24 protein-coding genes are annotated in these 26,280 nt (G+C 63.1%); all 24 read right to left on the reverse strand.

All coding sequences use genetic code 11. From position 1 onward, the window contains the following. Positions 1-3: 3 nt before the first annotated feature. On the reverse strand, positions 4-921 hold the full coding sequence (locus tag LPW11_RS03710; RefSeq protein WP_230996786.1) for a glycosyltransferase family 2 protein: 918 nt from the start codon (positions 919-921) through the stop codon (positions 4-6). After that, the gene (locus LPW11_RS03715) at positions 914-2,110 is read right to left on the reverse strand and encodes an O-antigen polymerase (RefSeq protein WP_230996787.1); all 1,197 of its coding nucleotides are present in this window, start codon (positions 2,108-2,110) and stop codon (positions 914-916) included. The genes LPW11_RS03710 and LPW11_RS03715 overlap by 8 nt, the downstream gene beginning before the upstream one ends. Positions 2,111-2,119: 9 nt before the next feature. Further along, positions 2,120-2,995, reverse strand: coding sequence for a glycosyltransferase family 2 protein (locus LPW11_RS03720; RefSeq protein ID WP_230996788.1), 876 nt, complete (start codon positions 2,993-2,995; stop codon positions 2,120-2,122). Between the two features lie 9 nt (positions 2,996-3,004). Continuing rightward, the gene (locus LPW11_RS03725; protein ID WP_230996789.1) at positions 3,005-3,997 is read right to left on the reverse strand and encodes a glycosyltransferase family 2 protein; all 993 of its coding nucleotides are present in this window, start codon (positions 3,995-3,997) and stop codon (positions 3,005-3,007) included. After that, complete coding sequence (locus tag LPW11_RS03730) at positions 3,994-5,505, reverse strand: oligosaccharide flippase family protein (RefSeq protein WP_230996790.1); 1,512 nt, start codon at positions 5,503-5,505, stop codon at positions 3,994-3,996. The genes LPW11_RS03725 and LPW11_RS03730 overlap by 4 nt, the downstream gene beginning before the upstream one ends. A 4-nt stretch (positions 5,506-5,509) precedes the next feature. Beyond that, entirely contained in the window at positions 5,510-6,538 is a 1,029-nt protein-coding gene (locus LPW11_RS03735) for a glycosyltransferase family 10 domain-containing protein (RefSeq protein WP_230996791.1), read from the reverse strand. A gap of 12 nt (positions 6,539-6,550) precedes the next feature. Beyond that, on the reverse strand, positions 6,551-7,291 hold the full coding sequence (locus LPW11_RS03740) for an FkbM family methyltransferase (RefSeq protein ID WP_230998240.1): 741 nt from the start codon (positions 7,289-7,291) through the stop codon (positions 6,551-6,553). Between the two features lie 75 nt (positions 7,292-7,366). Next, positions 7,367-9,139 (reverse strand): thiamine pyrophosphate-binding protein, encoded by a 1,773-nt coding sequence (locus LPW11_RS03745; RefSeq protein WP_230996792.1) that lies wholly within the window; start codon positions 9,137-9,139, stop codon positions 7,367-7,369. A gap of 11 nt (positions 9,140-9,150) precedes the next feature. Next, positions 9,151-10,083 carry an NAD-dependent epimerase/dehydratase family protein gene (locus LPW11_RS03750; RefSeq protein WP_230996793.1) on the reverse strand — a complete coding sequence of 311 codons (933 nt, stop codon included), beginning with the start codon at positions 10,081-10,083 and terminating at the stop codon, positions 9,151-9,153. Then, positions 10,080-11,696, reverse strand: a complete 1,617-nt coding sequence (gene rfbH, locus LPW11_RS03755; RefSeq protein WP_230996794.1) for a lipopolysaccharide biosynthesis protein RfbH — start codon at positions 11,694-11,696, stop codon at positions 10,080-10,082. Before rfbH ends, LPW11_RS03750 begins: the two co-directional genes overlap by 4 nt. Beyond that, a complete protein-coding gene (gene rfbG / locus LPW11_RS03760) occupies positions 11,686-12,933 on the reverse strand; it encodes a CDP-glucose 4,6-dehydratase (RefSeq protein ID WP_230996795.1) in 1,248 nt (415 codons plus the stop codon). The genes rfbH and rfbG overlap by 11 nt, the downstream gene beginning before the upstream one ends. After that, the gene (rfbF, locus tag LPW11_RS03765) at positions 12,930-13,706 is read right to left on the reverse strand and encodes a glucose-1-phosphate cytidylyltransferase (protein ID WP_230996796.1); all 777 of its coding nucleotides are present in this window, start codon (positions 13,704-13,706) and stop codon (positions 12,930-12,932) included. Before rfbF ends, rfbG begins: the two co-directional genes overlap by 4 nt. Before the next feature lie 549 nt (positions 13,707-14,255). Continuing rightward, positions 14,256-14,771, reverse strand: coding sequence for a KdsC family phosphatase (locus LPW11_RS03770; protein WP_230996797.1), 516 nt, complete (start codon positions 14,769-14,771; stop codon positions 14,256-14,258). A gap of 195 nt (positions 14,772-14,966) precedes the next feature. Next, complete coding sequence (locus tag LPW11_RS03775) at positions 14,967-15,932, reverse strand: KpsF/GutQ family sugar-phosphate isomerase (RefSeq protein WP_230996798.1); 966 nt, start codon at positions 15,930-15,932, stop codon at positions 14,967-14,969. Between the two features lie 59 nt (positions 15,933-15,991). Continuing rightward, positions 15,992-16,810, reverse strand: a complete 819-nt coding sequence (kdsA, locus tag LPW11_RS03780) for a 3-deoxy-8-phosphooctulonate synthase (protein WP_230996799.1) — start codon at positions 16,808-16,810, stop codon at positions 15,992-15,994. Between the two features lie 95 nt (positions 16,811-16,905). Further along, on the reverse strand, positions 16,906-18,510 hold the full coding sequence (locus tag LPW11_RS03785; protein WP_230996800.1) for a CTP synthase: 1,605 nt from the start codon (positions 18,508-18,510) through the stop codon (positions 16,906-16,908). A 118-nt stretch (positions 18,511-18,628) separates the two neighbouring features. Next, entirely contained in the window at positions 18,629-19,396 is a 768-nt protein-coding gene (gene kdsB, locus LPW11_RS03790; protein WP_230996801.1) for a 3-deoxy-manno-octulosonate cytidylyltransferase, read from the reverse strand. Between the two features lie 203 nt (positions 19,397-19,599). Further along, a complete protein-coding gene (locus LPW11_RS03795) occupies positions 19,600-20,835 on the reverse strand; it encodes an EAL and HDOD domain-containing protein (protein WP_230996802.1) in 1,236 nt (411 codons plus the stop codon). A gap of 211 nt (positions 20,836-21,046) precedes the next feature. Then, the gene (locus LPW11_RS03800) at positions 21,047-22,114 is read right to left on the reverse strand and encodes a protein-glutamate methylesterase/protein-glutamine glutaminase (protein WP_230996803.1); all 1,068 of its coding nucleotides are present in this window, start codon (positions 22,112-22,114) and stop codon (positions 21,047-21,049) included. Position 22,115: 1 nt separating this feature from the next. Continuing rightward, a complete protein-coding gene (locus tag LPW11_RS03805; protein WP_230996804.1) occupies positions 22,116-22,619 on the reverse strand; it encodes a chemotaxis protein CheD in 504 nt (167 codons plus the stop codon). Beyond that, positions 22,616-23,470, reverse strand: a complete 855-nt coding sequence (locus LPW11_RS03810) for a CheR family methyltransferase (RefSeq protein WP_230996805.1) — start codon at positions 23,468-23,470, stop codon at positions 22,616-22,618. Before LPW11_RS03810 ends, LPW11_RS03805 begins: the two co-directional genes overlap by 4 nt. After that, positions 23,470-25,554: a chemotaxis protein CheA gene (locus tag LPW11_RS03815; protein WP_230996806.1), complete on the reverse strand. Its 2,085-nt coding sequence runs from the start codon at positions 25,552-25,554 to the stop codon at positions 23,470-23,472. Before LPW11_RS03815 ends, LPW11_RS03810 begins: the two co-directional genes overlap by 1 nt. Further along, a complete protein-coding gene (locus LPW11_RS03820) occupies positions 25,551-25,916 on the reverse strand; it encodes a response regulator (protein ID WP_230996807.1) in 366 nt (121 codons plus the stop codon). The genes LPW11_RS03815 and LPW11_RS03820 overlap by 4 nt, the downstream gene beginning before the upstream one ends. Beyond that, positions 25,916-26,272, reverse strand: a complete 357-nt coding sequence (locus LPW11_RS03825; protein WP_230996808.1) for an STAS domain-containing protein — start codon at positions 26,270-26,272, stop codon at positions 25,916-25,918. Before LPW11_RS03825 ends, LPW11_RS03820 begins: the two co-directional genes overlap by 1 nt. Positions 26,273-26,280: the final 8 nt, after the last annotated feature.

Consider the following 26,280-nt stretch of genomic DNA (forward strand, 5'->3'; position numbering starts at 1 on the left):
GAGCTAGCCACTGTGCACCTTCCCTGTAACGCCGGCCACTCCGGCGAGTATTCCCCGCGTCATCATCTGCAGCTGCCGACACCGCGCCCTTCCCGGAGAAACCGGGAGAAAGAGGGCGCGCGCCAGGAGCCCGAGGGAAAGGCGCACCCTCCACACCCACGGCACGTACGGCAGGCGCACGAAGTGCACCGTGTTCCGGTAGTAGTAGTACCGCCGCAGCGGGGTGTACTCGATGAGGCGCATGCCGCACGAGATCGTCACCTCCCCCTCCCCGAGTTCGTGGGACATGACAGCGTCGGTCACCCCGAAGAGGGAGTACCCCCGGGACCTCGCCCGGAAGCACCATTCGGTGTCCACATAGTCGATGAAGAGCTCCTCGTTGAAGAGCCCGACCCCTTCGAAGACCTCCAGCGGGTAGAGGCAGCCGGAGGTGATGAGCTGGTCCACCGGGAGTGGGGCGCCGTCGGCGGCGTACAGGTGCCGCACCCGCCACCCTGAGGTGGCCACGAAGGGGTAGCGAAGGGGGGGCGACTGACGGTAGTCCACAAAGGCAGGGCCCACGGCCGCCACGCTCCGGCCGCTCCACTTCAGCTCGCGCAGTGCCTCCAGCAGGCGGAGCACCATATCCGGCGCCGGGGCGCTGTCGTGATCGAAGGTTACGACGTAATCGCAGCCGAGACTTCCCGCTAACAGCACCCCGCGGTTTAGCGCACCCCCAAGCCCCACGTTTTCCTCCATCGATTGGTACAGCACCTCCGGATACCCCCTGAGGACCTCGCGCACCTCATCGGAGGAGCCGTTGTCCAGCACGACAACCCGCCCCACCTGCAGGGCGATGAGCCCGATCAGCCTCTCGAGCTTGGCGCGGTCGGGGTGGTACGCCACCACGAGGGCGCACACCTTCGCGGGTAGATCAGCCATCGCTCCCCCCTCCCCCCTGCGCCGCGGCGACCGGGACTCCGCACACCCTTCCGGAGGAGAGTTTCACGAGCATGCGCCGGACGCCGGGGATCAGGAGGTAGCAGATTAGCACCACCAGTGAGTCTCGCGCGAAGGGCCGCAAGAGGTATTGGTTGGCGAAGAAGGTCATGAGGAGCGGGTAGAGGCTCGCAGCATAGAAGAAGATGCCGTACCTGCTCCCCCGCTTCGCTGCCTTGTAGATCACGCCGTGCATGAGACCGATCAGCAGGAAGATGAGGACAAGCCCCGGCAGGGTGAAGGCATAGAAGTCCTTGTAGACGGTGAAGACGTTCGTCGGCATCGGCACGTACACCCAGCTGTGCTTGAAGTCCGGAGCGTCGACGGCGATATCGAGCCCCGCAACGCCGCCGACGAGGTACAGGAGGAAGTAATCCAGCAGCGTGTATGCCTCGTCGGTCTTGTGGGTGAGCTGCATATACCACATCATGAAGACGGCAAACACGGTGCCGATCGGTAGGCAGATCTTCAGAGCCTCTTTCAGGGTCACTCTTTTCCCCCGTTTGAAGAGGCGGATGGCGAAGAGTCCCGCCACCAGCGCAAGGATCGAGTTTCGACCCGTGTTCAGGATGCAGTACAGGAGGGAGATCAGCAGGGAAAGATAGAAGAGCCGCTCCCCTTTCCTGTGCTCGAGATAGACGAGGAAGGTAGTGCTGATGGAGATCGCCATAGCGCTACTCGTGATGATGCTGGAGTATGGCTTCTCGCCACTTACGAGGGAGGAGATGATGAGATGCCTGAGTTCCCCCAGGCTGAAGAGGGATCCTCCCAGTCCAGCGAGGTCACGGTAGAAAAAGGGGAAAACGGCGAGGGAGTATATGACGAGAAAGCGGGCCCCGGAGCGCGGGGGGGGAATGCTTTGCCGGCCAGTCTCCTTCATCGGCACGAATCGCCCGAGGTAGCAGCCAGTACTGAAGGCGACGGCCCCGCCCAAGAGGACACAACAGGTGAGGATGCTGATCTTGTTGAACTGCACAGGGGAGAAGGCATACAACACCACAATCGTCGTCCACAGCGCGGAGTAGACGAAGCCGGGATAGAGGATGTCGCGCCGCCCGACGAGGTAGTTCATCACCAGGAGGAGGCCGAAGAGGTAGCACAGTATCAGGTACTCGTTCTGAAAGAAGTTCATTGTGAACCTTTACCTCCCGGAGAGGGAGCTTTTGAGCTCGAGGAGTCTGCGGACCGGGGCAAGGAGGAGCTTGCCCAGCCGGTATTCCCTGGAATTTGCCACGTCGAGGTACTCCGTCATCTGCAGGGGGTCGGGGAAGACCTGAGCGAAGAGCTCCCGGTGGTTCTGCCACATCACCCGGCGCAGATCCCCGCGCCCCTGCAACGCAAACTGTCTGTTTCGCGAGCGCTTGCGCGGCTTCACCCGGTAAAAGAAGTGCTCTCCCTCCAGCACCGCGACCTCCCCCCCCTCCTTCAAGAGGCGAATCCAGAAGTCCCAGTCCTCGTAGCCGGCTGCCATCGTCTCGCTGAAGCCGCCGACCCGATCGAAGTCGCTCCTGTGAAAGAGGCTCGTCACCACGTAGAGATTGTGCCCAAGAAGCCTCTCCATGGAGTACGGCTCCACCCTGATGCTGCGGCTCTTCTCCCCGAATAGGCGGTAGTGGCAGGCGACGAGCTTCAGCTCCGGCGCGCTTTGCAGGCGCTGCACCGCGAGGGGGATGAACTGCGGGGAGATCCGGTCGTCCGCATCGAGCGGCAGGATGTAGCGCCCGCTGCTCTGGCGGATCGCGAAGTTTCTGGCCCCCGACACCCCCCTTTTCCCCGGCCGCAGCACCGTCACCCCCGCTGCGGCCGCCCCGTCAAGGATCTCCAGCGTGGCGGGGTCGGTGGAGCCGTCGTCCACCACGATGTGCTCGAGGTTCGGGTACTGCGACTCCCGCACGGAGGCGAGCGCATCGGAAAGATATACTCCGTCATTGTGGCAGGGGGTGATGACCGAGACGAGCGGGGAGCCGCTCCCCGCTGCGCCGGTGGCGCCTCCGCTCCTCTCCCTTTCTCTCTCCATCCCTTCCCCCTACAGCGCCGGAAGAGCGCGGTTCAGCACCCGGCACACCCCGGAGAGGTCACGCACGCCGTGGCGGTTCAGGCGCCCCAGCAGTGAGGCCGCAACGGAGCGGTGGGCACCGAGCCGCTCCAGCGAGGCCCGGCATCTCTCGAAATCGCCGCACCTGTTTTGCCTGAGGGCCGCGTGGAAGATGGTAAGGAAGCGGTACCTCTTGGCGAGAGCCCGCACCGTCTCGTCCTCCAATGCTGCGACGTACTCCTCAACCACCCCCAGGACATCGGGGATCTCGCGATACCTGCGAATCTCCAGCTCGCTCCCCTGTCCCGCGTGGATACGATACCTGAGAAGCCTCTTGTTGATGATGGAAATCTGGTGGCTGCGGGCGATCCGCAGCCACATCTCGTAGTCCCCCGCGGAGCCGTACCTCCCTGTCATGGAGAAGGTGCCGAGTTTCTCGTACGCCTCCCGCCGCACCATCACGGTCGGGGTGATCAGGAAAGCCCGGTCCCTTCCGCTGGTCAACACCCCGCGCAGCACATCCTCGAAGCGGTGCACCGAGCGCCCCGTCTCCTCTATCAAGGGAGGAAGCCGGTACTCCTTCAGAACAGAGCCGTTCCCGTCTATCTCAGTCGACAGCGCGCCCACGAGCATCACCCCCGGGTTCTCCCGGAAGACCGCCAACGACTCCTCGACGATCGATCGGTGGTATACGTCGTCGGCATGGTAGATCGCCACATACCTTCCGGCGGCCATACCGATAAGAGCGTTGAAGTTACCGAAGGGACCGAGGTTTTCCCGGTTTATGTGCAATCTCCATCCATAGAGGGCGGCATACTCCGCAGCGATCTCAGTGGTGTCGTCTGTGGAGGCATTGTCAGAGATAATCACCTCAGCCGATCGGTACGTCTGGGCGGCGATGGAGTCGAGGGATTCCCTCAGGTAGGCGGCGCTGTTGTACGTCGGTATACATATAGAGACCTCCGGCCTTTTTGCACCCGTCATAGCCGCTCCTCGCCCAAGGGCCCCGGGGCCGGCGCGACCCGCCGGGAAAACTCGCGCACCCTTTCAGCCACCCCCGTCTTCCCCGCCACCGTCAGGCAGTAGCAGGCGAAGAGGAGGCATTTGAGGGCGGCTCCGGCCGCCACAGGCAGCTCCAAATATGAGACGCCGATGACGGCGCAGCCGAAGAGGAGACAGATGACGCCGTAATCGACGATGAAGCGGTACGGATAGTCGACATGCATGAGGCGCTGGCTGTACATGAGGGTCAGGAGGAACTGCACAAGGAAACTTCCGAGCATGGCAAACGCCGAGCCGTACATCCCCCCCGGCGGAACGAGGAGGAGATTGAGCGCTATGTTCACCATCGAGGAGAGAAGCGTGATCATGAAGACGTGCTGGGTCTTCTCCTTCAGGATGATTACAGTGCCGAGATAGCCGCAGACGCCGGAGAACATCATCGCCACTATCATGATCGCCACGATGTTGTAGGCGTCGTGGTACTTCGGCCCCACAAAGAGGAGGAATATCTCCCTCAGCACCACGAAGTACCCGATGAGCACTGTCATGGCGACGAGCCAGTAGTACCGGAAAATCGTCTTCAGGAGGCTTTGGTACTCCTCAACCGAGCTTGCGAACTTCTCGAACAGGATCGGTGTGACGGCCTGTCCGAAAGGGCCGAGGACGAAGCTGTTGAAGATGTTGGAGAACATGTAGGCGACGCTGTATACCCCCACCACCGCCAGAGTAGTATACAGATTAAGTATGTACCTCCCGGCCCACGTAAGGAAGATGACCAGGAGCCCGTCGGGAACGAGTGGAAGCCCGATCTTCGCAAGATCCATCAGTCTCTGCGGGGAGATCACCCGCACCGGTGTGGGGGGGTAGTTCTTCAGAAAGTACGACACGGTGGCGACGCCGACGGCACCATAGGCGGCGAGATACCCATAGAGATAGGAGAGGTAGCCGTACCCGAAGAGGAAAAGGAGGGAGCCGCTGGTGGCGGCGAGTGTCCCGTTGAAGAGGAGCATTACAAGGAAGTAGATCCGGGTCTGCTTCGAGGTGAGGAGCAGGCTGTTCAGGCAGTTCCCGATAAGCATGAAGAGACAGATCAGACAGATCAGGTGCACTTCCGTCGCCGTCAGTGTTATGTGCAGGAGCTGCCCGAAGAGTCCCGGGTTCGCCTCTATGAGAGCGCAGCAGGGGGAGAAGACGACAATGTAGTAAGCGAGGACGCTGTAGATGTTGCGCACGTTATCTTCGCGACTCACCTTGAAGTAACGGATGCACAGCGCTGTGTTGAGGCGTGTGTCGACGAGGATGGCGAGTACGCTCAAAAAGAGCCAGATGATCGATATTTTTCCGTACTCTTGGGGGGGGAGCATGCGAGTGTAGGCGGACATGACGCCGAAGCTCGTAAGGGCGCTCACTGCCTGCGACAGGGACATGAGCCCGAAGGCCTTTCCCAGGTAGCTCTTCGCGATTGCTCTGAGTATGGTAGTAGCGCTCATACTCTCAACGGCCTTGGATCAAAATATTGTTGAGGATGGTCCTGGCAAAGGTCTCGCAACTGAAGGGGGAGAAGAGATCCCCGGCGAGAAATGCCCGGATTGCTTCCAGATAGCCGCGGTACGCATTTGCTGTCATCATGGAGAGATGGTCGTAAAGCTCGCGGTAGCCGGGAAAAGCCCTTCTGTCTATGAAGCAGTCGGCAGGAATATAATCGGTCACATTTCCGGCGCCGAGATAGACCGGGACGCACCCGGCGAGGAGGGCGTCGAATATTTTTTCAGTGACATACCCCGGAACGTCCCGCACGTTTTCGTAACAGATGGCGAAGCGGTACCGCTCCAGCACCGGCCTCTTCCGCTCCACCTGGCCACGGTAGGAGGGGTACTTCGGAGCGAGTGCCCTGCGCACAGACGGGAACCGATTCAGGAGACGCAGCGGGAGAGTCGCGCCGAAATCCCGCTCGTCCCACCCGACCCCGTAGAGGTCAAACTCCTCCGGGTGGTGCGCCTCGAACCACCTGATCGCCGCTACCCTTTCCGAGTAGAGTTCCTGCGGGTGAGAAGCTCTCTTGTTCCCCGCGATCATCACGCAGAGCTTCCTCCCCTCCTCGTGACTCAAAAGCCCACCCTTGTGGCGATCGAATGTGTAGTTGATCTTGATGAACCTCTCACCGTCAATGAGGGAGTCGTCATAGGTAAAGATCCTTTCGAAGGCACCCGCAAGAGGACTCTCCAGCACCGGCGGCCGTACCAGGACGCTCTCCAGAACGATGAGGTAGAGGGGCTTCCCGCATTGCAGCATTTCGCGGACAAGGGGATGCGAGGTGTCCGGCAGGTCGATAAAGACAATCGCATCCGCCTCTTCCGGAGCGATAAGTGCCCTCGTGCCGACCGTCACCCCCCTGCGCTGTGCGGCGGTGTGGAGGACCTGGAAAGGTCTCAGCAGACCGTCACCGATTACGCTCTCCGCAGACGCAAAGATCCTGTTCCCGTCGTTCAACCCGTCATGGTAGTTGTGGAATAGGATCTTCAAATCGGCTCCTGGCTATAATGAGCGGCAAGGTACGAGGGATTCAGACCTCAGGAAAATGCCGTTGGTGTGATTCTGGTAGACGAGGGTGTAGCCGACCGTGGCGAGAAAATCGCCGACCAGTCCGTGATCCTGGTTCGTCTCCACTATCACAACCTCGGGACGGTGCTCATCCCACCGATTCGACTGTAATACCGTAAGATCGCACCCTTCCGTATCGACGGAAAGGAGATCGACCTGGCGCCCGTCGAGGTAGCGCTCGAAGATTTGGACCAGGGGAATCACCTTCACCGGGCGCTCCTCCACCACGGTGACGTCAAACTCCTTCACGTTGCGCAGCGCAGTCTCCCTATCAAAGGACGAAAGGGTATCCACATTCAGGAGATAGAATGTCATCTCAGATTCCGTCGGGCCCACCCCCATCTCAAGGTTTATGTCACGCGGCCTTGCTTGTGCGAGCTTACGGTAAAGGTGCGGCGTGGGCTCGACGTTCACCCCGCACCACCCTCTGTCGTAGAACCTCTTGGTATTGCTGAGCAAAACGGGATCATTTGCCCCAACATCGACGTACACGCCGTCCTTCCTCCCTCTGAAGATGGCGTCGATGATCAGGTCCTCCTGGTACTGGCTGAAGGAGCCGAGCGCCTCATGCAGGTAGACCGCGCGCGGGGCGGGGGCGGGGCGTCGGCACACCCTGCGCACCACCTTCTTCACAACCGGTGGAACGAAGTCTGACAAGGTCAGGTTTTCACCCATTACTTTCACCTTCACCTCCGCACATAAAGCGCCGCAAATTTTACCGTACTATCGCCAGCATCGCCCCCCGCGGAGCTAAGGCACTTCCATCTCTTCCACCAGATCGATGAGCATCTCCCTCGCCAGTTCCTCACGGTCCAGATGGGGCGACATGTCCTCAATGGGGCGGTTCACCACGAGCTTCGGATTCACCGTCGTCCCCTGCTCCAGCATCACCTCCACGAAGGCCGGCCCCTTCGCGGCAAGCGCCTCCGCGAGGACCTCCGGCGCATCGGCTCCGCTAATCCGGTACGCCGGCACCCCGTACGCCTCGGCGACCTTAATGAGGTCGGGGCAGCCGTACCCTATGACGGTGGACTGCCGGCGCCCGCCGAAGTACATGTCCTGGAACTGGCGCACCATGCCGAGGCAGGCGTTGTTCAGCACCACGATCTTTATCGGGAGCTGCTGCCGCGCCACGAGGTCGAGCTCCTGTATGTTCACCTGGATGCCGCCGTCGCCGGCGATGGCGATGACACTGCGCCCGGGAGCGGCCTTCGCTGCGCCGATTGCCGCGGGGAGCGCGAACCCCATGGCGCCCATACCGCCGGAGATGAGCATGCGCTGCCCCTTTTTCAGGCGGAAGGACTGGGCCGCCCACATCTGGTTCTGCCCCACGTCGAGGGTGACGATGTCCCCTTCGGTGCTGGCGGCGGAGAGGATCTCCATGAAGAGGTTCGGGTCGACCCCTTCAGGAGGGGGCGCATTGAGGCGGGTGGGGAACTTCGCCCGGTAGCGGTCGAGGACCGCGAGCCAGTCGGCGCGATCCGGCGGGGAGTAGCCGGTGAGCTTGCGGTTCAGCCCCTCCAGGAAGGGCTTCAGGTGGCAGTGCACCGCGATGTCCACCGCCACCCGCGCCTGCAGTTCCACCGCGTCGGTGTCGACCTGCACCTTCCTGGCGGCGCGGGCAAAGGTATCGGGGCGGGTGCCGGTCTGTCGGGAGTCGAGGCGCGAGCCGAGGATGAGGAGGAAGTCGCAGTTTGCCACCGCGAGGTTGCTGTAGCGGTTGCCGTAGGCGCCTATCATCCCCGTGAAGAGGGGATCTTCGTGGGAGACCGCATCAAGCCCCATGAGGGAGGAAACGACCGGTATCCTGGTGCGCCGCACCAGCCTCTCCAGCTCGTCGGCGGCGTTGGCGCTGCGCACCCCGCCCCCGGCGAGGATCACCGGGCGCTTTGCCGCAACCATGAGCTCGACGATGTCGTCCAGCCGCGCCAGGGAGGAGGGCTCCCCTTGCTCCATGGCGCCGTACTCCGCACTGTCGAAGAAGCTCGCGAGCTCCTCCGGCTCGATATGCGCCCGCTGGATGTTCATGGGGATGTCCAGAAGGACGGGGCCGGGCCTGCCGCCGCGGGCGAGGTAGACCGCCTTCTCCAGCTCGTAGCGGATGGAGCCCGCGGAGGTGACCAGCTGCGCGTATTTGGTGAGGGGGCGCACCACGCTTACTATGTCGGTCTCCTGGAAGCCGATCTGGCGCACCGGCTTCTCGAACTTGTACTCGTAGGTGTTCACCTGTCCGGTGATGAAGAGGCAGGGGACCGAGTCGAAGTAGCAGCTGCCGATCCCGGTGAGGAGGTTCAGCGCGCCGGGGCCGCTGGTGGCCATCGCCACCCCGAGCGACCCGTTTATCCGCGCGTACGCTTCCGCGGCGAAGGCGCCGCTCTGCTCGTGGTGCACCGAAACGCAGGAGATTTCGTGCCGATAGGAGGCGGAGTCGAGAAGGTGGGTGATGGCGCCCCCCACGAACTCGAATATGTGGTTGACGCCCTGGCGGACCAGAAAGTCGATTACGTAATCGGAGAGTTTCAACACTTCCTCCTTCAGGGGTAGCATGCGAGGTTGTCCCGCATCCAGGAGAGAGTGCGCTCCAGCCCCACCGGCAGCGGCGTGGCCGGGAACTCGCGGCCGTGGGCGCGGAGCTTGGTGAGGTCGGCGCACCAGCAGGAAGGCTCCGGGCGCTGCGGCGTGCGCGCATCCCATACCGGTTCGAGCCGGCTGCCGGTGAGCCTCAGAGCCAGGGCCACCACATCACCGACGGAGTGCTGCACGCCGGAGCCGATGTTGTACGCCTCCCCCGGCGGCGGGGGGTTCTGCAGCGCCCCCTCGATGGCATGGAGGACATCATCGATGAAGACGAAGTCCCGGACCGAAGTCGGGGTGGAAAGCTGAGGCGCCCTCCCCCTCAGAAGTGAGCTCAGGAGGTAGGGGACCAGCCGGTGCCTGTCGTCCCACGGGCCGTAGGGGGAGAAGAGGCGCAGCGTTACCGTCGGTAGTCCCTTCCCCAGCGCCTCCGCGCGGCATAAGAGGGAAGCCGCCGCCTTGGCGATCCCGTAGCTCCCGGCGGGCTCCAGCGCATCGCTCTCCTTCATCGGTGCTCCCTTCACCCCGTACTCGGAGGAGCTGCCGATGTTAACGAAGCTCTTCAGCGGGAGCTTCTCGCACGCCGAGAGGAGGTGCACCGTTCCCATGAGGTTGGTGGCGAAGATGGCGGCGCTGTCGTCCTGGAAGGAGAAGCCGCCGTAGGTGGCGAAGTGGCAGACAGCTTCCGGGCGCACCCGGCTGACCACCGCCTCCACCGCCTCCCGATCGCGCAGGTCCCCCGACTCCTCCGTCACCCGCGGCAGGATGTCGGCGATGCGCCAGCGGTCGGAGCTCGGCCGGGTGAGGACGTGCACGTCGTAGCCGCCCGCGCTGAGGCGCCTGGTGAGACACGCCCCCACAAAGCCGGTGGCTCCCGTGACGAGGATCTTCATCGTGAGCAGAACTCCCGTATCGTCTGCGCCATAAAGTCGAGCATCCCCTCCGTCATGCCGGGGTACACCCCGACCCAGAAGGTGCGCTCCATGATGGCGTCCGTGACCGGCAATCCCCCTGCCACTCGGAAGCCGGTGCCGCTTTTGCGCATTTCGTCAAAGCAGGGGTGCTTCAGGAGGTTCCCCGCAAAGAGCATGCGGGTCTGGATCCCTTTCCCCTCCAGGGTCTTCACGATCCTCTCCCTGGAAAACGGCGCCCCCTCGCGCACCGTCAGGAGAAAGCCGAACCAGCTCGGGTCGGACCCTTGCGTCGGCTCGGGGAGGATGAAGTGCTCCTCCACCCCCGAGAGCGCCTCCCGCAGGTAGCTCCAGTTTCTCTTGCGCGCCTCGATAAAGGAGGGGAGCTTCGAAAGCTGCGCACACCCTATCGCCGCCTGCATCTCCGTCCCCTTCAGGTTGTAGCCGAAGTGCGAGTAGACGTACTTGTGGTCGTAGCCGAAGGGAAGCTCGCCGAACTGCTGCCCGAAGCGGTTCGTGCAGGTGTTGTCCCGGCCGGAGGGGCACCAGCAGTCACGCCCCCAGTCCCGGAAGGAATCGACGATCCGTTCCAGGAGCGGGTTGTCCGTGTACACCGCACCCCCCTCCCCCATGGTCATGTGGTGCGGCGGATAAAAGCTGGAAGTGCCGAGATCGCCGATCGTCCCGGTGTAGCGCCAGGCGCCGTTTATGAGATAGCGGGAGCCGAGGGCGTCGCAGTTGTCCTCGATGAGCCAGAGGCAGTGCCGCTCGCAAAACGCCTTCACTCTGGCGAGGTCGAACGGATTCCCCAGCGTGTGCGCGATCATGACGGCCTTCGTCCTTCCGGAAAGGGCCTCCTCGAGTTTCGTGCAGTCGATGTTGTAGGTCGGGAGGGTGACGTCCACGAATACCGGGACCGCTCCGTACTGGATCAGGGGCGCGACGGTGGTGGGGAAGCCGGCTGCGACAGTTATGACCTCGTCCCCCCGGCGGATCGCACGCTCCCCCAGCTTTGGAGAGGTAAGCGCCATGAAGGCAAGGAGGTTTGCCGATGAGCCGGAATTGACGAGGGAGGAATGGGCAACGCCGAGGAAAGCAGCAAGCTCCGTTTCGAACCGTTCGGCGTAGCGGCCGGCGGTGAGCCAGAAGTCGAGGGCGGAGTCGACGAGAAGCTCGATCTCGTCGGCGTCGAAGACCCGGCCGGCGTAGGGGATGCGATCCCCGGGGGAAAATTCCTTCCGCGCGGCGTGCTTCACCTGCCAGTGCTCCCGGGCGGCGAAGAGGACCTGCCTGCGCAGCACCTCTTCCAGGAAGGCGGGGGTGACGCGGGCGACGTCCTTTGCGATCAGCTCCTTCGGGAGGTGGTACTTCTTCTCCTGATGCAGGACGGCAGGGAGCGGGAAGTCGCGCCCGTCCAGCACATCGGCGCTCAGATCGATGCTCCCGGGGGAGCGCAGCTCGTCGGTGGTGATGAAGAGAAACTCGATGTCGCCGGAACGGTCAGGCTCACTGACGGCGAGGGCAGGGCGCGCCCCCCCGGCTGTTTCAGCATCGAACGGGTAGCGGAGAGTGAATATCGTGCCTCTATAGCTCATTCCAGACATCCTCGCTCGCAGAGGCGAGCACAGTGCTTACGAAACCGTTCTCCAGCTGCATCTTCATCCATGCGACGTCAGGTACCGCTCCGTCCTTACCGGTTCCCTCCGGCAGGACTGCCGCGACGTCGGGCGCCCAGGAGGGGAGAAGCCACTGGCTGCCGCAGCGGGCGGCGTACTGCCGTATCTGGTCGAGGGAGACGGTGCGCAGATCCGCGCCGTCGCGAAAGGCGTTGGCCCACTCCACGATCTTCTCCAGCGCCGTCTCCAGCGACCACACCGGACGCCAGCCGAGTTCGGCGCGTGCCTTGGAGCAGTCGAGCTTCAGGTAACTGGCCTCGTGCGGGTGGTCGTCGCCGCTGAGCTCGTAGGATGCCTTTCCGGACCAGAGCCCGCAGAGCCTGGAGACGATCCACTCGACCGGGCGGGCGTCGTCATCGCGGGGACCGAAGTTCCAGGCGCCGGAAAAGCGCTCCCCCTCCTCGTACAGGCTGCGCGCGAGGAGAAGATACCCGGAGAGGGGCTCCAGAACGTGCTGCCACGGCCTGATCGCGTGCGGGTTCCGTATCTGCACCGGCTCGTCCTTCATAAGCGCTGCGATGCAATCCGAAATCAGGCGATCCTCCGCCCAGTCACCACCCCCGATCACATTACCCGCCCTGGCGCTCGCGACTGCCGCGCGATGCTGCGGCACCCCCCCGCACCCGCTGGGATTGAAGAAGGAGCTTCGGTAGGCGGCGGTGACGAGCTCGGAGCACCCCTTGCTGCTCGAATAGGGATCGTACCCCCCCATCGGCTCGTTCTCCCGGTATCCCCAGGGCCACTCCCGGTTTTCGTAGCACTTGTCGGTGGTGACGTTCAGCACCGCCCGCACCGAAGGGGTGCGGCGCACACCCTCCAGGAGGTGGACCGTTCCCATAACGTTCGTCTGGTACGTCTCCAGCGGCGCTCTGTAGGAACGGCGCACCAGCGGCTGGGCGGCCATGTGTATGACGATCTCCGGCGTGGCGTCCTCGATGGCACGGGCGAGACCCTCGGCGTCGCGTACATCCCCCTCGATGCCATGCACCATCTCGTCGATCCGGCACAGACGATAGAGGCTCGGCGTTGTGGGAGGGGGGAGGGCGTAGCCTGTCACCTGCGCACCGAGCGCGTGCAGCCAGAGGGAGAGCCAACTCCCCTTGAAGCCGGTGTGCCCGGTGAGAAAGACCTTCTTCCCCCTGAAGAATTCCGTCATGCCCACACCTTCCACGGCGCACCACCGCTCTTCCAGAGCTCCTCGAGCTGTATGCGGTCCCGCATGGTGTCCATCGGCTGCCAGAAGCCGTCGTGCTTGAAGGCCACAAGCTGCTCCTGCCGGGCCAGTTCCTCCAGCGGCTCCTTCTCGAGAATGGTAGAGTCCCCCTCGATGAGGTCGAGGACCTGCGGCTCCATCACAAAGAAGCCGGCGTTGATCCAGGCGTTATCCCCCTTGGGCTTTTCGAGAAAGCCGCTCACCACGTTGCCCTCGGACATGCTGAGGGAGCCGAACCTTCCGAGAGGCTGGGTGGAGGTCACCGTGGCGAGCTTGCCGTGCGACTTGTGGTAGGCCAGAAGCCTGTCGATGGGGACGTTGGAGACGCCGTCGCCGTAGGTGAGCATAAAGGTCTCGTTGCCGATGTACTCGCGCACCCGCTTCACCCTGCCCCCCGTCATCGTCTGCACACCGGTATTCACCAGCGTCACCTGCCACGGCTCGGCGGTGTGGTGGTGCACCATCCTCTGGTTCGAGGTCTTGAAGTCGAAGGTGATGTCCGCCTCGTGCAGGAAGTAGTGGTAGAAGTACTCCTTGACGCAGTACCCCTTGTAGCCGAGGCAGATGACGAAATCGTTGAAGCCGAAGTGGGAGTAGATCTTCATGATGTGCCACAGGATCGGCCGCTCGCCGATCTCTATCATCGGCTTCGGTTTGAGATGGGACTCCTCGCTGATCCTCGTGCCAAAACCGCCTGCCAGTATGACGACTTTCACTTCCCCTCCGATCCAGGCCGTACCGCTCGCAGCGGCGGCCAACGTCAGAAACTCAATGAAAAATAGTCCCGGGAAATCTGGAAGAGACAGACACTCAGCTGCAACTTCTGACAATTGCCGGCATGCCACTGTCACATAGATTCCGGCAGATACATATCATACAGTGCAATCCATTAAAATCAACTAGCTCGCTAAAAAGTGCGGCATAGAGAAAGGCATAGCAAATAACACTTTAGAAAATGCCTTCGCGTTGTGAGAGAGGTCATGGTGCAATGACGATAATTAAAATTATCAAAGAGAAATCTTTTTACCATGGCGCCCCCCAAATGTAAACCCGGAAAAGACAGATGAGGCAGGACGAGCGGATTGTGAGAGTGGGGATGTTCGTTGGGGTAGTGAATGAGGAAAAACGGAGAGTGGCGTGGGGGGCGTATCGAAGAGATACTGGCGGATGAGGCGGTCGGGAAAAAATGGGAGGAGACGGGACTGCCGGCGCGACCGACGAGTCGCGCCGGCAGTCCCGGAGATTTGGTCGTTAGAGTCGGAAAGTTATGCGTAGTAGCGGGCGGTGGCGGCGTCCCAGTGACCCTGTGCCTTGATGAGGAGGTCGCAGACCTCGCGCACCGCCCCCCAGCCGCCGCCGTTTTTGGCGACGAAGTGGACAAAGGGGAAGACTTCCGCGACGGCATCCGCCGGGGCGGCGGCAAAGCCTGCGCGGCGCAGGACGGGGATGTCGATGACGTCGTCCCCCATGAAGGCGGCTTCCTCATCGGTGAGGCCGCAATCGTCCAGCATCTGGCGGTAGGGGGTCAGCTTCTCGTACGCCTTCTGGAAGACGCGGGTGATGCCGAGCTCTTCCGCGCGGTTGGTGACGACCTGGGAGGCGCGGCCGGAGATGATGCCGACCTCGATACCGAGGCGCTGGATCATCTTGATGCCGTGGCCGTCCTTCACGTTGAAGAACTTGCTCTCCACGCCGTTGGCGTCAAAGACGATGCGCCCGTCGGTGAGGACGCCGTCGACGTCGAGGATGAGGAGCTTTATCTTTTTGAGTCTCTCTTCCATAAAAACCTCTTTTTGTCCGCAGATTACGCAGATTTCCGCAGATTAAAAGCAAAACAAGATGGTAAATACAACCTTCGTTCGACCAACTCCGATCTTGGCTCGTGCGGTGAGGTATCCTCACCGGGATCAAAATCTGCGTCAATCTGCGTAATCTGCGGACAGAGAGCCTTTTCGACTCTAATCTGCGGGCAGATACTAAGCTATCCCCGCCTTCAGGAGGTCATGCAGGTGGATGATCCCCACCGGACGGTCGCCGTCCTGCTCGTTGAAGACGAAAAGGGAGGTGATGGAGTACTGCTCCATCTGCTGCAGGGCCCGCGCCGCCAGCTCCCCGGCGAGGATGCGCTTCGGGTTTCCCTGCATAAGCGCCCCGGCCGGCTGGTTGATGATGTCCCCACCCTTTTCCAGCGCGCGACGCAGGTCGCCGTCGGTGATGACCCCGATGAGAGCGCCCCTTTCGTCGGTGACGCCGGTGATCCCCAGCTTCTTGGAGGTGATGGTGAAGAGCGCCTCGCGCATCGGGGTCGCGGAGTGCACCAGCGGCAGGGCTTCCCCTGCGTGCATCATGTCCTCGACCTTCAAAAGGAGGCGCCGCCCGAGCGAGCCCCCCGGATGGAAGAGCGCGAAGTCCTCCGCCTTGAAGCCGCGCTCCACGAGGAGCGCCACGGCAAGGGCATCCCCCATGGCAAGGGTCACCGTGGTGGAGGCGGTCGGAGCGAGCCCCAGCGGACACGCCTCTTCCTTTACGGAGATGTCGAGGAAGATGTCGCCGCTCCTTGCAAGGGTGGAGCCGGGGTTCCCCGCCATGGAGATGAGGGAGGCGCCGAGCCTCTTCACGATCGGGAGGATGCGCACGACTTCATCCGTCTCTCCGCTGTTGGAGATGGCAAGGACCACGTCCCCCTTCATGATCATGCCGAGGTCGCCGTGGATCCCTTCCGCCGGGTGCAGGAAGAATGCGGGGGTGCCGGTGGAGGCCATGGTGGAGGCGATCTTCTGCCCGATGAGCCCCGATTTCCCCATCCCGGTGACGACGACGCGCCCGGGCGCCTTCAGGATCATCTCCACTGCACGGGCGAAGTCGCGGTTGATGGAGTCGGCAAGCGCGTGCAGCGCCTCCGCCTCGACTTTTATTACCCTCTTTGCTTCAGCTAATATCAATTTCGGAGCCTCTTCTTCTCTTTATCAGATCAGTCCGACAGTGGCGGACAGTCACTTCCCTACTTCACAATGGCGTCGATCGCCTTCAGCTTCTTCAGGAGTACCGGCAGGTCGTCCAGGCGAACCGAGTTCGGCCCGTCGCACAGCGCCTGCTCCGGGTCCTCGTGCACCTCGAGGAAAACGCCGTCCACACCCGCTGCCACGGCGCCGCGGGCCAGATACTCCACGAATTCCCGCTGACCGCCGGAAGAGCCCCCCGCCCCACCAGGAAGCTGCACGCTGTGGGTGGCATCAAAGACCACGGGGCACCCGGTGGAGCGCATGATCGGCAGGGAGCGCAGGTCCACCACCAGGTTGTTGTACCCAAAGCTCGCGCCGCGCTCGGTGAGAATGATGTTCTCGTTTTCGCACGACAGCAGCTTTCCCACCACGTTCTTCATGTCCCACGGCGCCAGGAACTGCCCCTTCTTCACGTTGATGACCTTCCCGGTCTTCGCGGCGGCGACGAGGAGGTCGGTCTGGCGGCAGAGAAAGGCCGGGATCTGGATCACGTCGAGAACGTCCGCCGCCGGCTCCACCTGCTCGATGGAGTGGATGTCGGAGAGCACCGGCACGCCGAGGCTCTCCTTCACCCGCGCGAGGATGCGCAGACCGTCCTTCATCCCGGGACCGCGGTAGGCGTGCACCGAGGTGCGGTTCGCCTTGTCGTAGGAGGCCTTGAATATGAGGGGCATCCCCACGCCGTTGCAGATGGTCATCAGGCGCTCGGCGCAGCGCATGGTGGATGCCTCGTTCTCCATGACGCAGGGGCCGGCGATGATGGCCAGAGGCTTCGTCCCCCCGATCTTCACTCCTCCGATGCTGATTTCCCGAACCATTTTTCCCCCTGTTAAAGAGAAACCCACCGCCCCGCCACGATGCTCGACCGGTCTCACCAGTCGCAATCCGGACAGGGGGTGGGTTCCCGGGTTTTTTAAGCCTTACGGTTTGCGCACGCCGCACCGATGAACGCCTTGAAGAGCGGGTGCGGGTTCAGCGGCTTCGACTTGAATTCCGGATGGAACTGGCACCCGAGGAACCACGGGTGGTCCGGGAGCTCGATGATCTCCACCAGGTCACCTTCCTTGTACAGGCCGGAAACGGTCATGCCGCTGGCGGTGATGGCGTCCCTGAAGACGTTGTTGAACTCGTAGCGGTGCCGGTGCCTTTCGGAGATCTCGGTGGCGCCGTACGCCTTCTGCGCGAGGGTCCCCTTCGTGAGGGAGCAGGGGTAGGCGCCGAGGCGCATCGTCCCACCTTTGCGGTTCACCCCTTTCTGCCCTTCCATGAGGTGGATCACCGGGCTCTGGCATTCCGGCTTGAACTCGCTGGAGAACGCCTCCGGGAGCTTGCACACGTTTCTGGCGTACTCGACGGCAGCCATCTGCATGCCGAGGCAGATCCCGAAGAAGGGGACCTTGTTAAGCCTCGCATACTCGATCGCCATGATCTTCCCTTCGGTGCCGCGCTCCCCGAAGCCACCCGGGACGAGGATCCCGTCGTGCCCGGCGAGGTACGCCTCGGCACCTTCCTCCTCGATCTTCTCGGAGTCGAGGTAGGAGAGGACGACCCGGCAGTCGTTGCCGATACCGCCGTGGGTGAGCGCCTCGGAGAGGGACTTGTAGCTCTCGGTGAGGTCGACGTACTTGCCGACGACTGCGATCTTCACCTCACCCTTCTCCGGGTGGGTAAGCTTCGCCACCACCTGCTGCCAGTGGCTGAGATCGGGGGCCTTCGTCCAGATATTGAGCTTCTCCACGACCTGGTCGTCCAGCCCCTCGCGGTTCAGCGCCAGCGGCACGGCGTAGATGTGCTCCGCGTCCATGGAGGTGATGACCGCCTTCTCCTCCACGTTGCAAAAGAGCGCGATCTTCGCCTTCATGTCCTGCGGCAGGTCGAGCTCGGTGCGGCACAGGAGGATGTCCGGCTGGATCCCGATCTCGCGCAGCTCCTTCACGGAGTGCTGGGTCGGCTTCGTCTTCAGCTCCCCCGCCGTCTTTATGTACGGCACGAGGGTCACGTGGAGGTACAGGACGTTCCCGGGACCGCGGTCGCTCTTCAGCTGGCGGATCGCCTCCAGAAAGGGGAGGGACTCGATGTCGCCGACGGTGCCGCCGATCTCCACGATGGCGATGTCGGTACCTTTCGCGTTCTCCAGGATGTTCGCCTTGATCTGGTCGGTGATGTGCGGGATGACCTGCACGGTGCCGCCGAGGTAGTCGCCGCGCCTCTCCTTCTCGATGACGGAGAAGTACACCTGGCCGGTGGTGAAGTTGCTCTTTTTGGAGAGCTTCGCCGAGGTGTAGCGCTCGTAGTGCCCGAGGTCGAGGTCGGTCTCGGCGCCGTCGTCGGTGACGAAGACCTCGCCGTGCTGGAACGGGCTCATGGTGCCGGGATCGACGTTGATGTACGGGTCGAGTTTCTGGATGGTGACCCTCAAGCCGCGCGCCTCGAGAAGCGCCCCCAAAGAAGCGGCGGCGAGTCCCTTACCTATGGAGGAAACTACGCCGCCGGTTACGAAGATAAATTTAGTTTTCACTGTACTGATCCTCCAAATAAAAAGACAGGCCGGGACGGGTATGCCGCGCGGTGCAGCCAGGAGTGCACCGGGAAGACAACCGTAAGCCTGTCTTAAACTCTTTGTTCAAACGATACCTCTAGCGTGCCCCTTGCGCGTTCAACTTTTCCAGCACCTTCTCCAGATCGGCGGGGGTGTCCACCCCGATGGAGTCGAACTCCGTCTCCACGACCTTGATCCGGTAGCCGTTTTCCAGGGCCCTCAACTGCTCCAGCTTCTCGGAGAGCTCCAGGTAGGTCGGCTTCAGCGCGGTGAAGACCGGAAGGAAATCGCGCCGGTACACGTACAGCCCCACATGCTTGAAGCACAATAGCTTCCCTGAGACAAACGCCTCGTCCTTCAGGTCGTTCCACTTGTCGCGGAAGTTCGGCAGCGGCGAGCGGGAGAAGTACAGGACGTTCCCCTTCAGGTCTGCCACCACCTTCACCACGTTCGGCGAGAGGAAGTCGTGCAGCGTCTTGATGCGGCTCTTCAGCGTCGCCATCTGCAGGGTGGGGTCGTGCATGAGGGGGGCGATCGCCTGGTCGATCATGCCCGGCTCGATGAGGGGCTCGTCCCCCTGCACGTTCACCAGGATCTCCGCGTCGATGCGCGCCGCCACCTCCGCGAGCCGGTCGGTGCCGGTCTCGTGGTCCGCTCTCGTCATCTCCACCCTGCCGCCGAAGGCCCGCACCGCCTGCGCGATCCTCTCGTCGTCGGTGGCGACAATGACATCTGAGACAAGAGTCGCCCGGGAGGTACGCTCATAGACGTGCTGCACCATGGGGCGTCCCTGGATGTCCTCCAGCGCCTTCCCCACGAAACGGGTGGAGGCGTACCTGGCCGGAATAACGGCGGTTATCTTCATAGGTTGTCTCGGTGGTTTTGCTAGTCGGGTAGAGTGGGAGGCAGGGCCCGCTGTCACTCACGTCGAGGCTTGGTGGAAGGGGAGATCCCCCACCGGAAGTCGGCTCAACCTGTAGCTGGAGCGCAGCCTGGACTGCCGCTGCGTCCCGTCGGCCGGGACGAACCAAGTTACCTCAAAAGAAAGCGCCGTGTCAAGGAAGGAAATCAGAGTGCGAGGTTCAGGCGGTTGGTCCAGTTTATCGTCTCGATCTGCGCCGCCATGAGGTCGTCAAGGGTCAGCCCGCACTCCGCGAGGTGCCCCTCCATCCCGGCGAAATCCGCCTGCTCGAGCTTCTCCGCGAGGAGAAGGAGCGCTCCCAGCCGACCGGAACGCTCCACGAGGGCAAGGCGCACGTCCTCCACGAGATTGAGCTTCTCCACGAGCTCCTCCATGGAAACCTCGAAGAGGACGTCGATCAAAGAGAGTATCCCCACCATGAAGGCGCGGTCGGCGTACTCCTTCCCCGCCGGGGTCCCCTCCCCCTTCACCAGGAGCTCCAGGAGCTTGCCGCGCACCGCCGCGATCTCCAGAAGGGGGCTCTGCATGCCGCGCCCCTCGTTGGAGGCGTAGAGCGCGAGGGTAATCCAGCGCTTCAGCTGCTCGAGCCCCAGCACCGTGAGGGCGTGGCGCAGCGTCTTTATGCGGACCCGGAGCCCTATCGCCACGGAATTCACCAGGCGCAGCAGGTTGTAGGTGAGCCCGGGGTTCAGCTTGAAGGTCTCCTCGATCTCGTCGATCTCCGTCTCCGCCATGACCTGCTTCATGAGCTGGAGCATGGCGACTTTCGCCACGTCGACCCGGTTTTGCTTCAGGAGCACGGGACGGGCGAAGTAGTACCCCTGGAAGAGATCGAAGCCGAGCTCGGAGCAGACGGTGTAATGCTCCGCGGTCTCCACCTTTTCGGCAAGGAGGGTGAGGGGCCAGCGCCTGAAGATCTTCACGACCTCGGAAAGCTCGGAGGGGGGGGTCTCCATGACGTCGAGCTTTATGATGTCCACGGTGGAGTAGAAGGGGGCGAAATCTTCGGAGAAGACGTGGTCGTCGAGGGCGAGGGTGAAGCCGAGGGACTTGAGATGGCGGCAGCGGTCCAGAACCTCCGCGTCCATGAGGATGTTTTCCAGGAGCTCGATCACCACCTGCCGCTTCGGAAGGAGCTCCATGGCGCTCGACATGAGGGTGTCGTGGCTTACGTTGAAAAAGCCGCGGTGACGCCCGAGGACGTCCTGGAAGCCGAAGTCGGAAAGGGCGGTCAGGATGACGCTGGCACTCGCCTGGTGGGTGTCGGAGATCTGCGCCTGCATGAGGCTTTGCGGGGAGCGGAACAGAAGCTCGAAGGCCACGATCGTCTGCTCCCGGTTCAGTATCGGCTGGCGTCCCAGAAAAAACTTTTCTTCAGCCATGGCACCCTCGCTCCCCGGAAAAATCCTCCCCGTACTTATAGCATAAAAAGGGGGAACGCTAAGTGGCAATTGCCACGGTGGAGGGGCAGTTGTAGGCCGGGATAAGCCGAAGGGCGTTCCCGGCATTTCCATCGCGACGGGGCGCCATGCTGCCACCCCCTGCCTTACGCCGGAAATGCTCCGCTTATTCCGGCCTACATGCTCATTCCCGTCAGTCGCAAAGGCGCAGCACTTCCCGCGACAGCGCCTCCAGCGGGCGCACGTAGTCGACCCCGCCGAGCTTTATCGCCTCGTTCGGCATCCCGAAGACGACGCAGGTCGCCTCGTCCTGGGCGATGTTTATGGCGCCGGCCTGCTTCATCTCCAGCATCCCCTTCGCGCCGTCGTCCCCCATCCCGGTCATGATGACGCCGACCGCGTTCTTCCCGGCGTACCTCGCAGCGGAGCGAAAGAGGACGTCGACAGAGGGTCGGTGCCTCGTCACCAGCGGACCGTCCTTTATCTCCACGTAGTAGCGCGCCCCGCTCCTCTTGAGAAGGGTGTGGTGGTTTCCCGGCGCGATAAGCGCACGGCCGCGCACGACGGTGTCGTTGTCGGCCGCCTCCTTCACGGAGATCCTGCACAGCCCGTCCAGCCGTCTGGAGAAGGCCTTGGTGAACCCCTCCGGCATGTGCTGCACGATGACGATCCCCGGGCAGTCCGCCGGGAACGACTCCAGAAAGACGCGCAACGCCTCCGTGCCGCCGGTGGAGGCGCCGACCACGACGACCTTTTCGGTCGTCTGCATCATGGCGTGGCTGGAGGGCTTCTCCATGATGACGTCGGCGGTGAGCTTCGGGGCGACGGTGTGGGTGTGGGGGGAAATCTTTCTCAGCCGCGCCTGCGCCGCCGCCTTCACCGCGTCGCAGATCCTTACCCGGCTCTCCTCCAGGAAATCCTTCGTCCCCATGCGCGGCTTCTGGATGATCTCCACCGCCCCGTACTCCAGCGCCTTCAGCGCCGTCTCGCTCCCCCGCTCGGTGAGGCTCGAGCACATCACCACCGGGATCGGGTGCTGGCTCATGATCCTGTGCAGGAAGGTGACGCCGTCCATGCGCGGCATCTCCACGTCGAGCGTTATGACGTCGGGGACCTCGTCCCGGATTCGCTCGGCGGCGATGAAGGGGTCTCCGGCGGTGGACATGACCTCTATCTGCGGGTCCGAGGAGAGTATCTCCGACATCGTCTGCCGCACCACCGCGGAGTCGTCCACAATCAATACTCGTATCTTTTTCCGCATGCTAAATCTCCGTTCGTCTCAGACGTTTGAGAAGGACCTCCCCCGTGTGGGTGTAGAAAAAGATCTTCCGCCCGCGCGGGCCGCCGACGTCGGAGGAGACGATCCGGATCCCCTCCCCCTCCAGCACCTCCAGGGCCTTCGCGATGTTCTGCGTTCCCACCGTGCCGATACCGCCGTCTCGGGCGTCGAACATGTCGGAGCCGCCGAAGATCTTCGCCTCGATCTCGCCGCGGCACACGCCGCGCGTCTGGAGCCCCTTCAGCATGAGCCAGATGGCGCACTCCACGTACTTCCCCCCCTCCGGCTCCGCCGCGAGACACGGATCCTCCCTGCGGCAGTGCGGCAGGAGCGCATGGCAGATCGTTCCGATCCGGTGGCGCGGGCTGAACATCGTCACCGCCACGCAGGAGCCGAGGAGGGTGGAGACGACGATCGGCTCGTCCGCGAAGTGCATCTCACCGGGGCGCAGAAAGAGAACCGGGAGCTCGGGGGTGCGGGGGGTCATTTGACTTTCCGGTACACGGTGGGAAAGACGCTGACCAGCGGGACGTCGAGGCCGGAGAGGGTCTCCGAGTGCCCCATGAAGATGAAGGCACCCGGCTTCATGTAGCGGTGGAAGCGCTGCAGGAGCTTCTCCTGCGTCGGGCGGTCGAAGTAGATGATCACGTTGCGGCAGAAGATGACGTCGAGCGGCTCGCGGATCCCGAAGTCGTCGTCCATGAAGTTCAGGCGCCGGAAGAAGACCTTGCGGCGCAGCTCCGGTGCGATGCGCACCAGCGGGTTCGCGCGGTCCTTGCTCTTCAGGAGGTACTTCTTCTTCAGCGCCAGCGGGACCGGGTCGACGAGCGCCTCCGCGTAGGTGGCGTTGCGCGCGCGGTCCAGCACCCTCGTGGAGATGTCGGTCGCCAGAATCCGGAAGTCGAAGTCCGGGTGCTTCTCCGCGAACTCGGAGAGGACCATCGCCAGGGTGTACGGCTCCTCCCCGGTGGAGCACCCTGCACTCCAGATGGAGAAGGTCCCCCCGCCGCTGCGGCGCAGCCAGTCCGGGAGTACCTTCTCGGTCAGGAAATCGAAGTGGTCCGGCTCGCGAAAGAAGTCGGTCTTGTTGGTGGTGACGAGGTCGATCATCGGCACGAGCTCCTGCTCGAGACCGTCGGCGGAGAAGAGGTAGTCGCAGTAGTCGGAAAACTTCTTCATGCCGAGCGCCCGCAGCCTCTTTTGCAGGCGCGACTCCAGCATCGTCTTCTTCACGTCCGGCATCTTTATGCCGCACTTCTCGTAGATGAACGCGCTCAGCCGGTTGAAGTCCCGCAGCGTAAGGGCCGCCGCGGAGTCGATGGAAGATGACGAATCCACTAGTGCGCCTCCCTCTCGACCGACTGGATCAGGTGCTGGATGTCCAGGATGAGCGCCACCGAGCCGTCGCCGAGGATCGTCGCGCCGGAGATCCCCTCGATGTTCTTGTAGGCGCGCCCGAGCGACTTGATGACCGTCTGGTGCTCCCCTATGACGTGGTCCACCACGAAGCCGACGCGGGCCCCCTCCACCTCGGTGATGACGATCTGCTCGATCTCCGGCGGCTCGCCGGAGATCCCGAAGCGCTCCCTGAGCGGGATGTAGGGGACGAGGTGGTCGCGTACGTTCGCGAGATTGCGTCCGTGAGCCCGTGCCACGTCCTCGCGGGTGAGTTCCACGCACTCGTTCACGAGAGCGAGCGGCAGCATGAAGGAGTCGCCGCCGATCTTCACGAGGAGGCTCTCGATGATCGCCAGGGTGAGCGGTATGCGCACCGTGATGCGGGTCCCCTCGCCGCGGCTGCTCGAGACATCGATGGAGCCGCGCAGCGCTTCTATGGCGCGCTTCACCACGTCCATGCCGACCCCGCGCCCGGAGACGCTGGAGAGCTTCTTCGCGGTGGAGAAGCCGGGGGCGAAGATCAGGTTGAAGAGTTCCTTCTCCGAGAGCTCCGCAGCCGCGGGGATGATCCCCTTCTCGACCGCCTTCGCCCGGATCGCCTCCTTGTCGAGCCCCGCCCCGTCATCCTTGATGGTGATGAGGACGCTGTCTCCGGAGTGGACCGCGGCAAGGTGCACCGTGCCGTGGCGCGGTTTCCCTGCGGCGACCCTTGCCTCCGGGAGCTCGATGCCGTGGTCGATGCTGTTTCTGATCAGGTGCACGAGGGGGTCGTTCAGCTTCTCGATGACGGTCTTGTCGAGCTCCGTCTCCGCCCCGTCGGTGGTCATCTCGATCTCTTTTCCGAGCTCGGAGGAGAGGTCGCGCACCAGCCTCTTGAACTTGGAGAAGGTGCTCCCGATCGGGAGCATGCGGATATTGAGCGCGCTGTCGCGCAGCTCGCTGGTGAGGCGCTCCACCTCTTCGGCGATCGCCGAGAGTTCCACGTCGTCCCGCTCGATCGCCGTCTGGGAGAGGCGCGCCTGCACCGTCACGAGCTCACCGACGAGGTTCACGAGGACGTCGAGCCTCTCCGCGGGGACACGGATGCTTGTCGCCGCCTCCTGGCTCTGCTTCTCCTGGCGCACCTCCTTTATGTGGCGCTGCTCCACGAGAGCGGACTGCACCTTCGCCTCCGGGATGATCCCCTGGCTGACGGCGAGCTCGCCGAAGCGCTTCTGCTGGCCAAGAACCTCCGCCATCGCCTCCGCGGTTATGTCGCCGCGCTCCACGAGGATCTCGCCGAGCTTCTTGTACCCGTCGTCCGCGACCGAGGCGCCGTGATCGGCAATCTCCTCGATCCTGATCTCGCAGTCGTCCTCCACGAAGATGAAGACGTCGCGAATGGCGTTCACCCCCTGGTCGGTGGTGAGTACGATGTCCCAGTAGACGTAGCACCCCTCCGGGTTCATCCCCTCCAGCGGCGGGAATCCCTTGCTCTGGGCGGTGATGCTGCAGGTGCCCATTTCACGGAGCTCGTTCAGGAGGTGCAGCGGGTTCGTGCCGCACGCCATGATCTCTGCCACCGGGGCGAAGCGGATCCGGTAGGTCGCAAGGGTAGCCCGCTCCGGCTGCGCCTTCGGCTCGTGGACCTGCGGCTGCTCGTCGCCGTGCGGCGCGAGCTCGCGCAGCCCCGCGATGATCTGGCAGCTCACGCTCTCCTCCGGGAGGTCCCCCCGCTCGGCAGCATCGAGCATCGCCTTTATCTGGTCGCGCGCCGCCAGCGTCAGGTTCACCAGTTTCTTGGTGACCTTCAGCCGTCCGTTGCGCACCATGTCGAAAACGGTCTCCACCTCGTGGGTGAAGGCCGCGATGTCGTCAAAGCCGAACATCGCGCCGCTCCCCTTGATGGTGTGCATGGCGCGAAAGACCCGCCCGATGATATCGGGATCCTCAGGCCTCTCCTCCAGCTCGAGCAGGGAGGTCTCCAGCTCCGTCAGGAGCTCCGCCGCCTCCTCCAGGAATGCCTGCCTGTGGATGTCCATCATCCCAGCACCTTCTTTACCACGGCCATGAGCTGCTCAGGCTTGAAGGGCTTCACGATCCAGCCGGTCGCGCCGGCGGCCTTCCCTTCCTGCTTCCTGGAGTCCTGGCTTTCCGTGGTCAGCATGACGATGGGGATGAACTTGCAGCTCGGCAGGGCACGCGCCCCCTTGATGAGCCCGATCCCGTCCAGGTTCGGCATGTTGAGGTCGGTGATGAGCATGTCGACCTTCGTGGAGGAGAGCTTCTGCAGGGCGTCTTTTCCGTCCACCGCTTCCACCACCTCGTAGCCGCCCTGCTTCAGGGTAAAGGTCACCATCTGCCGCACACTTGCCGAGTCGTCGGCCGTCATAATTACTTTTGCCATCAGCACTTACCTCCGGTCCAGATGCAGCTTTTCGCTTCGCGCTGGCACCCCACGTGACATTGGAATCCTGCCTCTTCGACCACTTTAACGTACACCTCGTTCCCCGCGGGGGCGACCGTCAGTGACTTCTGCGCCGCGAGCGCGCTCCCGTGCGCCGCGCACAAAAGCTGCAGCGAGGTGAGGTCCATGCCGGTGACCCCGCGCAGATCGACCACCACCTCGTCGGCGGCGCCGAGCGCCTCCACGAGGACTTCCTTGAAACGGGCCGCTTCCGCTATCGTCACGGGGCCCTGTACGGTGATTTCCAGCACGCCCTCCCCTTTTCCGGAGGCGCGCCCTACAGTCATTTCAGCCATTTATCTTG

Origin of the sequence: Geomonas sp. RF6, from assembly GCF_021044625.1 — a bacterium.
GTDB lineage: Bacteria > Desulfobacterota > Desulfuromonadia > Geobacterales > Geobacteraceae > RF6.

Bases quoted from the DNA above. Each gene is read 5' to 3' on its own strand.
- LPW11_RS03750 (WP_230996793.1), bottom strand. From the start codon at position 10,083: ATGAAGATCCTCGTCACGGGAGCCACCGGCTTTGTGGGGGCGTGTCTC.
- LPW11_RS03710 (WP_230996786.1), bottom strand. From the start codon at position 921: ATGGCTGATCTACCCGCGAAGGTGTGCGCCCTCGTGGTGGCGTACCAC.
- LPW11_RS03740 (WP_230998240.1), bottom strand. From the start codon at position 7,291: ATGGGTGAAAACCTGACCTTGTCAGACTTCGTTCCACCGGTTGTGAAG.
- rfbG (WP_230996795.1), bottom strand. From the start codon at position 12,933: ATGACGGAATTCTTCAGGGGGAAGAAGGTCTTTCTCACCGGGCACACC.
- LPW11_RS03770 (WP_230996797.1), bottom strand. From the start codon at position 14,771: ATGGAAGAGAGACTCAAAAAGATAAAGCTCCTCATCCTCGACGTCGAC.
- LPW11_RS03800 (WP_230996803.1), bottom strand. From the start codon at position 22,114: ATGCGGAAAAAGATACGAGTATTGATTGTGGACGACTCCGCGGTGGTG.
- LPW11_RS03825 (WP_230996808.1), bottom strand. From the start codon at position 26,272: ATGGCTGAAATGACTGTAGGGCGCGCCTCCGGAAAAGGGGAGGGCGTG.
- kdsA (WP_230996799.1), bottom strand. From the start codon at position 16,810: ATGGTTCGGGAAATCAGCATCGGAGGAGTGAAGATCGGGGGGACGAAG.
- LPW11_RS03720 (WP_230996788.1), bottom strand. From the start codon at position 2,995: ATGGAGAGAGAAAGGGAGAGGAGCGGAGGCGCCACCGGCGCAGCGGGG.
- LPW11_RS03815 (WP_230996806.1), bottom strand. From the start codon at position 25,554: ATGATGGACATCCACAGGCAGGCATTCCTGGAGGAGGCGGCGGAGCTC.
- LPW11_RS03715 (WP_230996787.1), bottom strand. From the start codon at position 2,110: ATGAACTTCTTTCAGAACGAGTACCTGATACTGTGCTACCTCTTCGGC.
- LPW11_RS03795 (WP_230996802.1), bottom strand. From the start codon at position 20,835: ATGGCTGAAGAAAAGTTTTTTCTGGGACGCCAGCCGATACTGAACCGG.
- LPW11_RS03730 (WP_230996790.1), bottom strand. From the start codon at position 5,505: ATGAGCGCTACTACCATACTCAGAGCAATCGCGAAGAGCTACCTGGGA.
- kdsB (WP_230996801.1), bottom strand. From the start codon at position 19,396: ATGAAGATAACCGCCGTTATTCCGGCCAGGTACGCCTCCACCCGTTTC.
- LPW11_RS03820 (WP_230996807.1), bottom strand. From the start codon at position 25,916: ATGGCAAAAGTAATTATGACGGCCGACGACTCGGCAAGTGTGCGGCAG.
- LPW11_RS03805 (WP_230996804.1), bottom strand. From the start codon at position 22,619: ATGACCCCCCGCACCCCCGAGCTCCCGGTTCTCTTTCTGCGCCCCGGT.
- LPW11_RS03725 (WP_230996789.1), bottom strand. From the start codon at position 3,997: ATGACGGGTGCAAAAAGGCCGGAGGTCTCTATATGTATACCGACGTAC.
- rfbH (WP_230996794.1), bottom strand. From the start codon at position 11,696: ATGAGCTATAGAGGCACGATATTCACTCTCCGCTACCCGTTCGATGCT.